Origin of the sequence: Streptomyces sp. NPDC091376 (assembly GCF_044757085.1) — a bacterium.
Classification (GTDB): domain Bacteria; phylum Actinomycetota; class Actinomycetes; order Streptomycetales; family Streptomycetaceae; genus Streptomyces; species Streptomyces pratisoli.
Genome location: NZ_JBIVUF010000045.1, coordinates 1 through 10,293, shown reverse-complemented (window position 1 = coordinate 10,293; position 10,293 = coordinate 1). Strand labels below are relative to the sequence as shown.

General features: G+C 64.7%; 11 protein-coding genes. 6 read left to right on the top strand and 5 right to left on the bottom strand.

The features are described from left to right. Positions 1 to 16: 16 nt before the first annotated feature. Together ACIQMR_RS37845 and ACIQMR_RS37840 are read right to left on the bottom strand one after the other, a co-directional pair. Positions 17 to 565, bottom strand: coding sequence for a transposase domain-containing protein (locus ACIQMR_RS37845; protein WP_401397599.1), 549 nt, complete (start codon positions 563 to 565; stop codon positions 17 to 19). Positions 566 to 1,282: 717 nt separating this feature from the next. After that, positions 1,283 to 1,894, bottom strand: coding sequence for a tetratricopeptide repeat protein (locus ACIQMR_RS37840; RefSeq protein ID WP_401397597.1), 612 nt, complete (start codon positions 1,892 to 1,894; stop codon positions 1,283 to 1,285). Between the two features lie 346 nt (positions 1,895 to 2,240). On the opposite strand from ACIQMR_RS37840, the gene ACIQMR_RS37835 reads away from it, so the two are divergent. From ACIQMR_RS37835 to ACIQMR_RS37825, 3 genes are read left to right on the top strand one after another with little or no spacing between them, the layout of a single operon-like run. Then, positions 2,241 to 3,446 (top strand): acyltransferase family protein, encoded by a 1,206-nt coding sequence (locus ACIQMR_RS37835; protein WP_401397594.1) that lies wholly within the window; start codon positions 2,241 to 2,243, stop codon positions 3,444 to 3,446. Between the two features lie 34 nt (positions 3,447 to 3,480). Further along, positions 3,481 to 4,602, top strand: coding sequence for an IS630 family transposase (locus ACIQMR_RS37830; RefSeq protein ID WP_401397591.1), 1,122 nt, complete (start codon positions 3,481 to 3,483; stop codon positions 4,600 to 4,602). 53 nt (positions 4,603 to 4,655) lie between these two features. Continuing rightward, the gene (locus ACIQMR_RS37825) at positions 4,656 to 5,537 is read left to right on the top strand and encodes an IS5 family transposase (protein WP_401397585.1); all 882 of its coding nucleotides are present in this window, start codon (positions 4,656 to 4,658) and stop codon (positions 5,535 to 5,537) included. Positions 5,538 to 5,572: 35 nt separating this feature from the next. Here ACIQMR_RS37825 and ACIQMR_RS37820 read toward each other — a convergent pair whose 3' ends face one another. After that, on the bottom strand, positions 5,573 to 6,091 hold the full coding sequence (locus tag ACIQMR_RS37820; RefSeq protein ID WP_401397582.1) for a hypothetical protein: 519 nt from the start codon (positions 6,089 to 6,091) through the stop codon (positions 5,573 to 5,575). Between the two features lie 53 nt (positions 6,092 to 6,144). Beyond that, positions 6,145 to 7,128 carry an IS481 family transposase gene (locus ACIQMR_RS37815; RefSeq protein ID WP_401397579.1) on the bottom strand — a complete coding sequence of 328 codons (984 nt, stop codon included), beginning with the start codon at positions 7,126 to 7,128 and terminating at the stop codon, positions 6,145 to 6,147. A 150-nt stretch (positions 7,129 to 7,278) separates the two neighbouring features. Between ACIQMR_RS37815 and ACIQMR_RS37810 the strand changes: the two genes are divergently transcribed. Continuing rightward, the gene (locus ACIQMR_RS37810) at positions 7,279 to 8,154 is read left to right on the top strand and encodes an IS5 family transposase (RefSeq protein WP_401397576.1); all 876 of its coding nucleotides are present in this window, start codon (positions 7,279 to 7,281) and stop codon (positions 8,152 to 8,154) included. A gap of 10 nt (positions 8,155 to 8,164) precedes the next feature. Here the strand turns inward: ACIQMR_RS37810 and ACIQMR_RS37805 are convergent, their stop codons facing one another. Then, complete coding sequence (locus ACIQMR_RS37805) at positions 8,165 to 8,686, bottom strand: hypothetical protein (RefSeq protein ID WP_401397574.1); 522 nt, start codon at positions 8,684 to 8,686, stop codon at positions 8,165 to 8,167. A 154-nt stretch (positions 8,687 to 8,840) separates the two neighbouring features. Between ACIQMR_RS37805 and ACIQMR_RS37800 the strand changes: the two genes are divergently transcribed. Together ACIQMR_RS37800 and ACIQMR_RS37795 are read left to right on the top strand one after the other, a co-directional pair. Beyond that, positions 8,841 to 9,056: a hypothetical protein gene (locus tag ACIQMR_RS37800; RefSeq protein ID WP_401397571.1), complete on the top strand. Its 216-nt coding sequence runs from the start codon at positions 8,841 to 8,843 to the stop codon at positions 9,054 to 9,056. Between the two features lie 890 nt (positions 9,057 to 9,946). Further along, positions 9,947 to 10,293: transposase family protein (locus tag ACIQMR_RS37795; protein WP_401397569.1), on the top strand; the 347-nt coding region annotated here is incomplete at its 3' end.

Here is a 10,293-nt window from a genome sequence, read left to right as displayed (position 1 = left end):
GAGGACGCCAGACCCTTCAAGTGGACCAGGACCGCCGACCAGATCCTCGACCGCATCTGCCGCTACTGCGACAGGATCCCCGAACCAGGTCACTACCGAGACGGGCCTGGACTATGCCCAGCCAGGCCGGTTCCGTTCCCAGTCGGCGGCTTTGACCGCACTGCAGCCGTCGAAGGCGAACAGTCCGCGAGCATCGGTAGCACGTGCCTGAGGTGGTGGGCTGCGCGAGCGGTCCGGCCACTACCTCGAACAGCGCTTTGAGCGGAGCGATCCCCAGACGCCGCCACAGACAGCGAAGAGCCAGCCCTCTCGGCTGGCATACGTTCCGCCCGGCGAGGGCCGCCGTCAGCTTGTCCCGCGCAGATAGCCCAGCGCAGGGAACAGGGATAACGCCAGGACGAAGTCCACCCCCGAGGCGCGATGGAAGGAGACGTCGTCGACGCTCAAAAACCTGGCACTCCTCCAGGACTGCATCGACGAGTTCAACAGGAAGAGAACGAGTCAGGTCTCCCAAGTGACCCGGCGTGAGCAGGAGTTCTTCCTCATGTCCACGCGGTTCGGGCACGGTGGTGGCACACTGGTTGGCCAACGGGATCTCTTGAGCGAGTAGATCTTGATCGATCCCTCGCTTACCGACTCAGCGACATGCATTGAGATCACCCTCTTGACGGACGGTCCCGGTGCTTAACTCCGTGGCCTTGGGCGTGAACGACGTCCTCATGCTCGTCTGCGACTGTGAGGGTGATCGCGTTCCGCACGGGGCCGCGGCCTGACCTGGTCCGGACTTGCCCCGTGATGCGGGACACTCGTTGCTTACGCTGCAAGGGCGTGTTCCTGCTCGTGTCGCTGTCGGATCTCCAGCGGGGTGAGGTAGCCCCAAGCCGGATGCTTCCGCAGTCGTCTGCGGTTGTGAAGGTCTCGATGAAGGCGAAGATCTCCGCGCGAGCAGTGGTCCGGTCGGACCAGCGGCGGGTGCCGATCTCCTCTTTGAGCAGTGCGAAGAAGCTCTCGGCGGCGGCATTGTCAGAGCACGAGCTGGTTCGGCCCATGCTCTGCCGCAGTCCCAACCTGCGTATTTCCTGTCGGTCTCGGCGCGATGTCGTGTCGTGCAGGTACGAGATTGCCCTCCGTGGGCGGGAACGGGTGAGGCGCGACAGCAGCTGTCTTCCTTCGGAGTGCGGGACAACGCAGTGATGATGGGTGACACGGGCCCGCACCAGGCCGCCTGCCACATCCCCGGCGTCTCAGACCGCGCGAACTGTCGTACCTGGCGAGGGGGGACTTACTTTCCTGCGCTCGTGGAGGGAGAGGGGCTGGTGGAGTCCTTGAATCTTTTCGGTACCTGGGACTGCAGGGAGGGATCGACCGCAACGGCTCGGCGGAAAGCATCCCGCGCCTGACCGTGCCGCCCCCTCCTCGTCAGCATCTCACCGAGTTGATAATAGGCCGTGGACGCCTTCGGGTTGATGGCGACTGTCCTCTTGAGCAACGCGATCGCCCGCTCAGCATTACTCGTCCTGAGCAGCAGAGCCGTGTTGAACAAGGCCGGGGTGTACGACGGGTCGATCTTCAGAGCTGAATCGTACGCCTCAAGGGCATCGGCGAGCCTGCCCTCCTGCACCGAGACGACACCGAGGTTGTACCAGGCGAGCATGTTGTCCGGGTCTGCCTGCAGAACCCGCCTGAACGTGGTTTTCGCCCCATCGAAGTCCTGGTTCTGGGCCTGTAGTACGCCGCCCTGCAATAGCTCGGCGGCGTTCAATGCTGGACGTGGTGCCACCGCAAGATTGGCGCCCGCAGTGCTCGCCTGCTGGAACAACAGGGCCCAAACGGCAGCTCCAGCCGCGCCCGCGACTGCTGCACCGAATCCTGTCAACAACTTCCTATTTTCCACGTGCTCACATTTCATGAGGGCGGGAGGGTGCTCCCGAGTTCACGACAAGCCCAAAGTGTAACGACGCCACCGAACCGCTGGCATGGGTCAAAGATACGTAGCGATTCTATGTTTCGTCACCCGATACGGGAAAGTGTCGCAGGACGACATGGAATTCTCGCATGATCACACTTTCGTGGCAGGCGGCGGGCAACATGTCTACACCCGATGGCCTCACGATAGTGTCACGCTATTGCGTTGGCGAACGTGCGACGATGAGGGAAATGTTAAGATCCTGGCCGCCAGAGAGCCGCTATGTGCAGGCCGCCACACCCTAGCCTGCCGCATTAGTTAGGATAAACAGCTGATGCCAAGTAAGAATTTCGACACTCTTGCAAGTGCTTGGTCGACCACGAATGGTTTTGGCGGATTGCGGCTGCTGCTGGCCCTGGCAGTCGTGGCATCACATGCATTTCCGCTGGGTTTCGGAGAGGAAAACCTGGGGAATTCCCTGAGCCGAGGCCAGACAGATGTTGGCACCTTGGCAGTTTGCGGCTTCTTCGCGATCTCCGGTCTGCTCATTACTCGAAGCGCGCTCCAACTCAGCCCTGGTCGATTTATCTGCCACCGCGCGTTGCGGATCCTTCCAGGATTCTGGTTCGCCTTGCTGGTCACCGCGGTTGGAATCGCCCCCCTGGTGGCAGGAGCAGAAGAATTGGCGAAGGATAAGTTCTGGAACCACGTCCACGGCCCTTGGGAATACATTTCCTCGAACTGGACCGTAGGCATCAATCAACAAGGAATCTCGGGCCTTCTGGGATCAGTTCCGTTCGCGGGAGTTTTCAATGGATCGCTCTGGTCACTCGCGTACGAGTCGTTGTGCTACGCAGGTGTGGCAATTCTGGCCGCAGTGGGAGTGCTGCGCCGAGCGCGTTGGATCATCCTGCTGTTGACGTCCTTCTCATTCGGTGCTTTGATCATGGAGGCGGTTACTTACCCCCTCCTCCGGGCTCCCACATATGCCCTAGACCGAGGCAATCTCGATATGCCGATTCTGGGTAACCTCTTCGCCGGACACCTGCTCGCATTGAGCTTCATGTTTGCGTTGGGGGCTCTTGCGGAACTCTACCGGGAAAATCTCCCGATGAATACCCCAGTTGCGGTGGGATGTGTCGTGCTCTTTCTGGTTTCTGTCCGCTGCGGATGCTTCTCTGTGGTCGGGCTGCCAGCATACGCATACTTGCTGCTCTGGGTGGCTATGCGCGCGCCGGCCGCACTACGGAAGATCGGCAGGAGGAGTGACTACTCGTACGGAATTTACATCTACGCTTTCCCCATCCAGCAGTTGTTCTCGGTTGCCGACTTTACTCGGTGGGGATTTCTTCCGTACTTTCTACTGTCGGCAGTCTCCGCATTGGCCATGGCTGTCGCGTCTTGGCATCTCATCGAATCTCCAGCCTTGCGTTTGAAAAAGGTCTGGTCGGCGACAAGCAATTTCACCAGAGAACCAGAGCCGAGAGGCACGGCGGTCACAGGAGCAAAGAAGGTTGGATCTAAGAACGCAATTGTCTAGTGCCCTGGGCCGGAGATCCGTCGTTAGTTTGTGTATGACTGCTTCTGCGGATGTGCCGGTGCCTCGTCGTGGTCCGAAGCTGGAACCGTTGTTGTTGTCGCCTGATGAGCGTGCGGTGTTGGAGCGTTGGGCTCGCAGGGCGTCATCTGCGCAGGCCGTGGCCTTGCGGGCCCGTATCGTGTTGGCATGCGACGGTGCTGATGTGCCGCCGATTGTTGTGGTGGCACGGGAGTTACGGATCGCGGCGGACACGGTCCGCAAGTGGCGTCGCCGGTTTCTGGCGGCCCGTCTGGACGGGCTGGTGGACGAGCCCCGGCCGGGCCGGCCGCCCACCATCAGCGTGGACCAGGTGGAGGCGGTCGTGGTCAGCACGCTAGAAGAGGTCCCGAAGAACGCCACGCACTGGTCTCGTGCGTCCATGGCCGACCGCAGTGGCCTGTCGAAGTCGACCGTGGGCCGGATCTGGCGACGATTCCAGCTCAAGCCGCACCTGAGCGACACGTTCAAACTGTCGCCGGACCCACTGTTCGTGGAGAAGGTCTACGACGTGGTGGGGCTGTATTTCAACCCGCCCGAAGGTGCAGTGGTCCTGTCGGTGGACGAGAAGTCCCAGATCCAGGCTCTGGACCGCTCCCAGCCAGTGCTGCCGATAATGCCCGGCATGCCCGAGCGTCGCACGCACGACTACGTCCGCAACGGCCTGACCACCTTGTTCGCGGCCTTCGACGTCGCAACCGGCGAAGTCATCACCTCGCTGCACCGCCGGCACCGGGCCGCGGAGTTCAAAAAGTTCCTCACCAAGATCGACAACGAGGTCCCCGCACACCTGCAGGTCCACTTGATCTGCGACAACTACGGCACCCACAAGACCCCGGCCATCAAGACATGGCTCGCCAAACACCCGCGGTTTCACCTGCACTTCACGCCCACCGGCTCCTCCTGGATCAACCAGGTCGAGCGATGGTTCGGCTTCCTCGCGGACCAGAAGATCCGCCGAGGCGCCCACAAGAGTGTGCGCTCCCTCGAAGCTGACATCCGCGCCTGGGTCAAGCAATGGAATGAGAACCCGACCCCGTTCACATGGACCAAAACAGCCGAAGAGATCCTCGACTCACTCGCCCGCTTCTGCCAACGGATCTCCGGCGCAGGACACTAGGGCCTGTCCGATGGGTCAGGTAACCCGCCCGTCGGCCGGTCGTTCTGTCCGGTGTGGGGCGGGGCGATCTTTCTGATGACGAATGGGCTCGACTCGAACCGAGTCTGCCCAAGAACGCTGGGCGGGGCGGACGTTGGCAGTGCCATCGGCTCGTGATCAACGGGATTCTGTTCCGGCAGCGCACCGGTCTGCCGTGGCGAGATCTTCCGACCCGCTTCGGGAAGTGGAAGACGGTCTATGACCGCCATCGCAGGTGGTCCGCAGATGGCACGTGGGAGCGTGTCCTGCGGACGGTCCAGGCCGACGCCGACAGCGAGGGGCGGATCGACTGGAGTGTGGTGAGCGTGGATTCGACGGTCTGCCGCGCCCATCAGCATGCGGCCGGGGCTCATCACCGCGTGCCCCGGGTGCTGGGGCGTCGGCGCCGCCCGGCCGAGCATCGCCTTGATGAGGCGCTCGGTCGGTCACGGGGTGGTCTCACGACGAAGATTCATCTGGCGAGTGACGGCAGCTGCCGCCCATTGGCTGTGCTGATCACTCCCGGACAGTGGGGTGACGCGCCACAGCTGATCAAGGTAATGGATCGTGTTCGAGTCCCTCGCCTAGCTGGCGGTCACCCGCGGACGCGACCGGACCACGTGTGTGGCGATAAGGCGTACAGCTCTCGCCGGAACCGCCGCTACCTGCGGCGACGCCAGATCAAGCACACCATCCCTGAGCCGAAGAACCAGAAGGCCAACCGCCAACGGCGCGGTAGCCACGGTGGGCGGCCGACCGGCTTCGACAGCACTACCTACAGAAGGAGGAACGAAGTCGAGCGCTGCTTCAACGCGCTCAAGGGCTCCAGAGCCGTGGCGACTCGCTACGACAAGAGGGCCTACGTCTTCCACGGCACGGTCACTCTTGCGGCGATTCGGTTGTGGCTCCGCTACTGATATCAGCCACCGCAGCGGATGCCCCGGTGGTTGCCTCAGTCGTCGGCGGCGACGATGAGCGTGATCCGTCCAGCCGAGCGGTCCACGAGCACGAGCTCGTGGAAGTAGTCGTGCACGCGTCCCCAGTCATGAATCGCCTCATCACCGAGCTCGCTGAGGTAGTAGATGCCATCGGCTGCGGCCAGGCGGGCGAACACCTCCCGCTGCAGCTCTGCCTCCAGCTCGGTGGGCACGTCCCAGAGCGGATCCACCCACTCCCGCACGATCTGCACGGCCTTCTCCTGGCTGATGGGCTCGTACAGGTCGGAGGTGATCAACCGCAGCCAATATGGACCGTGCCGGGGCCCGTCCGGCAGCACTCCACCACCTGCATAGTCGTCCCGGAACTGCTCATGCCTAATCAGTGCAGCAAGCAGCCCTCTATCGTCCAACGACTCCGCAGAGAAGCGGAGCTGCTTGATGTCGACCCACCGAAAACCGTGCTCCTTCGGATCCGGGACGTAGCGTCGAAAGTTGATGAAGACGCTTTCCTCGTGAGCGAGCCCGTTGTCCATGGCGCCAGCCTAGAAGGCAAGCAAGGGGATCCTGCCGACTCACCGGACAGGCCCTAGGTGTATTGACCTGGAGCGTTGTTTACGCGGGTGATGGGTGGCTGGCCTGCGAGTGCGGTGTGGCATCGGTGGTGGTTGTAGGTGTGGAGGAAGTCTGCCAGGGCTGCGGTCCGCTCGGTGTTGCTGGTGTAGGGCCGCAGGTAGGCCCATTCGTCCAGCAGGGTGCGGTTGAAGCGTTCGACTTTGCCGTTCGTCTGAGGCCGGTAGGGCCGTATGCGTTTGTGGGCGATGCCGGCCGCGGCGAGTGTGTCCCGCCAGAGGAACGACTTGTAGCAGGAGCCGTTGTCGGTCAGCACCCGTTCGACGGTGATGCCATGACCGGTGAAGAACGCCTGGGCCCGCTGCCAGAAGGCTGCGGCGGTCTCCTTGCGTTCGTCGGTCAGGACCTCGCTGTAGGCCAGGCGGGAGTGGTCGTCGACGGCGGAGTGGATGTAGCTGTAGCCGATCACCGGCTGGCAGCTCTTGCGCCGGGCGGTGGTGGCCTGGCGGTTGCGGTCGCCGGCCGTCCTGCCGACCGTGCGCCAGCCCCCGCCGTCAGGGATGTTGCCGAGTTTCTTGATATCGACGTGGACGAGCTCGCCGGGCCGGGCCCGCTCGTAGCGGCGGACGGGCTCGCCGGTGGGCCGGTCCAGCCAGGCCAGACGGTGCAGGCCGTGGCGGGTCAGGATGCGGTGCACGGTCGAGGCGGGCAGGCCCAGGATCGGGCCGATGCGGGCAGGGCCCAGCTTGCGGGCCCGGCGGAGTTCGCAGACACGGGCCTCGACCGCGGGGGCGGTGCGGTGCGGGGTCGTGTGCGGCCGGCTGGAGCGGTCCTGCAGGCCCGCATCGCCCTCCGCCCGCCACCGGCGCACCCACTTGTGAGCTGTGGCCCGCGAGATCCCCATCTCGGCAGCCACGTGCGCGACCGGCCGTCCGGAACAGACCCGTTCAACCAGCAGCCGCCTCCCGAAGACAGTCAGCCGGGCATTACGGTGGGACACGAAGGCCTCCGTGCGGTGAAGATTCGACACCTCCACCACACACGGAGGCCTTCGCCATGATCAAGACCCGTGCGTGTCAACAACGCTCGTGATCAATACACCTAGGCCGTGTATCGAAAGTGGATCTTGGACTGTGAATGATCATGGTTCATGGGTCGGGGAGATCTCACGGACGAGCAGTGGGCGGTGCTGGAGCCGTTGTTGCCGAAGGGTGCCAAGACCGGGCGACCGCCCGTCTGGCCCCGGCGGCGGCTGATCGACGGCATACGGTTCCGGGTCCGGACCGGTGTTCCCTGGCGAGACGTGCCCGTCGAATACGGGCCATGGGGCCGGGTCTACGACCTGTTCCGCCGATGGCAGCGGAACGGCATCTGGCAGCGGATCCTGACCCGTCTCCAGTCCTTGGCCGACGCGAGAGGTGCGATCATGTGGGACCTTAGCGTCGACTCCACGGTCTGCCGCGCCCATCAGCATGCGGCCGGGGCTCGTAAGCAGTGCGACCTGCAGAAAGAACCGCCGGGTGGCGTGTCCACCGAGCCCCGCGATCACGGACTGGGACGGTCGCGCGGCGGGTTCACCACCAAGCTCCACCTGGCCGTCGAACAGGGTCAGAAGCCCATGTCGATCGTGGTCACGGCAGGACAGCGCGGAGACTCGCCGCAGTTCGAACCCGTGCTGGAGAAGGTGCGCGTGCCCCGCATCGGGCCGGGCCGGCCACGCGTCCGTCCCGACCGGGTGCGGGCGGACAAGGCGTACGCCTCCCGCGGGAACCGCGCCTACCTGCGCCGCCGCAGGATCCGCTGCACCATCCCCGACAAGGCCGACCAGGCCCGCAACCGCCGGAAGCTCGGCTCCCGCGGCGGTCGGCCGCCGCATTTCGACCCAGTCGACTACCGCGAGCGTCACGCGGTCGAGTGCGGGATCAACCGTCTCAAGAGACACCGCGCCGTCGCCACTCGATACGACAAGCTCGCGGTCCGCTACGAAGCGACTGTCCTCGTCGCTGCCATCAACGAGTGGCTGTGACCCGCATCCGTCACACGGCGGGATCCACGTTCCACGCCTCCGGCAGATCGCTGCCACAGAAGACGCAGACGAAGTCGTCCTCGCGCACGATGTTGTGCTCCTGGCAGTCGGGGCACCGCCGGAACACCACCTCATGGGTGAAGCCGGAGGGCCGCCCAAGTTCTACGTCGTCCAGAGCATGAGCGACTGCCGACCAGGAGGTGACGTCCGGACAGTATCCGGTGGACTGGTTGCTGACCTCGCCCACGGTCCACCGGTCTGCCTCACGTATGAAGCTGATCTCGCCGGCACTCAGAACCATGTCCCCGCCAGCGCAGGCCACGTGCTCACTTCGCCGCGGCGCCAGCCGAAGCACACCATCCGTGCCGACCACGAAGGTGAACGGTTCCGTCAGCTCTGCTGCCGATCGCTCAGCGATCCAGCCGTCGAAGTCAGCCGCCGAGCCGATTCGGCACCCGCCACCGCCAGGCCGGACCGCAGCCTTCAGCTCAACGGGTCCGACATATCGGTAACTCCGCCCCCACGCACTCACGCCAGCCAACCTAAAGCACTTCCGGCACACGCCCTAGGGGGATAGCCCGGGTAACGGGGACAGTCTATCCCGTTACCCGCTAGTATCGCCTCTATGGTGACGGTCCGTCAACAACCACTCATCCAAGGAGAATCGATGCTGGCCACTCCCTCGCATGCCTGCCTCGCTTCGCGCAAGCGCCTTACCCACCGGCGACCTGGACACCAGCGAGATCCGCTCACCGCTGGACCTGAACTCCCCCGACCACGCCACGGGCCGCGTCGACCAGGTCCTGTCCCGCCTGGAGCCTGAGCGCCTCCACGCCGCGCTGACGTACCAGATGAGCCGGACAGACAGCAGCAGTCTCCGCCTCACCCTCGAGGCCGTGTGAATGTCGGAGCAGACGTCGCCCTGGCGCTCCCGCCCATCGGCAGCCTCACGCAGACCACGACCTCGCGGCTACCGAGCCACACCCGAGCCCTCACGGGCTGCTCCTGCACCACGGTGGCGAGGACGCTGAGACTCGGATCCCGGCAATCCGTTCCCTGCTCGCGTCCGCAGAACCGTCCCCGATCCGCCTGGTCGAGCACGCCACCGACGCCGACAGCGACGGGGCGAGCGACGGCGGCCGCCACGAACCCGACAGTGGAGCCGAGGCTCCAGCCGAGCCGCTGCACGAGGACGCAGGAACGGACGGTTGCGCGCGGCCTGGACATCGACGAAACTGCCGAAGTGCTCTACCGCGACTGGATACACATCGAGTGGACCGCCGGAACACCACAGGAGTCCGCAAGGCCGTAGTGCGTGTTCAGCAGGTCACCCGCGCCTACGAGATCTCGATGGAGCCTCTCACCGAACAGAACTTCGACCTCGTACTGTCCGACCGCCCCGCCCCCGCCCGCGCCGACGGGGCCTGACACCACGAAAGGCCGGGCGATGGACCGCGACGGGAGGGAAGCGCGGCCCCGCTCCCAGCTGACCGAGCGTACGCCGCTCCCCCGCCACCGGCGGGGTGCGCTACTCCACCGGCCCGGAGGTCTGCACCAGGGGCCGGGCAGCGGCCAGCACCTCAGCACGCGCCTCGATCGCCCCCACCGGCATGGCGCAGTGAGCATTTTCAGAGTGGCTACCGATCGGGTGACGTGTGGGTGGCTGTGAAACGGGCGGAGCCCCAGGGCTGTTGAGCAAGGTGTCTAAGCTCAACTCTTCAGCCTTGGGGCTCCGTTGATTGCCTATCGTGCCGTACTCGACGTCCCGCACGCACTTGTGGAGTGGGTGACGATGCTGATCGTCACTCGCGAGGGTGAGCGCCGGTGCAAGCTGCCGCCGTCCCGGCGTGCCCTGGCCGCACTGGTGTACCTGCGCAAGAACGACACGCTCACACAGATCGCCGCCGGATTCGGTATCAGCGTGGGCACCGCCCACGCCTACGTTCATTCCGTCGTGACACTCCTGGCCGCCCGGGCACCAGGCCTGACCGCGGCGCTCAGGTCGACGAACGCACGGTACGTGCTGCTGGACGGCACCCTGGCCGAGTGCGACCGGGTGGGTGACAGCCGCGCGGACTACTCGGGAAAGCACCGCAGGCATGGCGTGAATCTGCAGGTCATCACAGCTCCCGACGGCAC

Excerpts from the sequence above, each read along its gene's own strand:
- ACIQMR_RS37835 (WP_401397594.1), top strand. The coding sequence starts at position 2,241 with ATGCCAAGTAAGAATTTCGACACTCTTGCAAGTGCTTGGTCGACCACG.
- ACIQMR_RS37830 (WP_401397591.1), top strand. The coding sequence starts at position 3,481 with ATGACTGCTTCTGCGGATGTGCCGGTGCCTCGTCGTGGTCCGAAGCTG.
- ACIQMR_RS37820 (WP_401397582.1), bottom strand. The coding sequence starts at position 6,091 with ATGGACAACGGGCTCGCTCACGAGGAAAGCGTCTTCATCAACTTTCGA.
- ACIQMR_RS37810 (WP_401397576.1), top strand. The coding sequence starts at position 7,279 with ATGGGTCGGGGAGATCTCACGGACGAGCAGTGGGCGGTGCTGGAGCCG.
- ACIQMR_RS37800 (WP_401397571.1), top strand. The coding sequence starts at position 8,841 with ATGCCTGCCTCGCTTCGCGCAAGCGCCTTACCCACCGGCGACCTGGAC.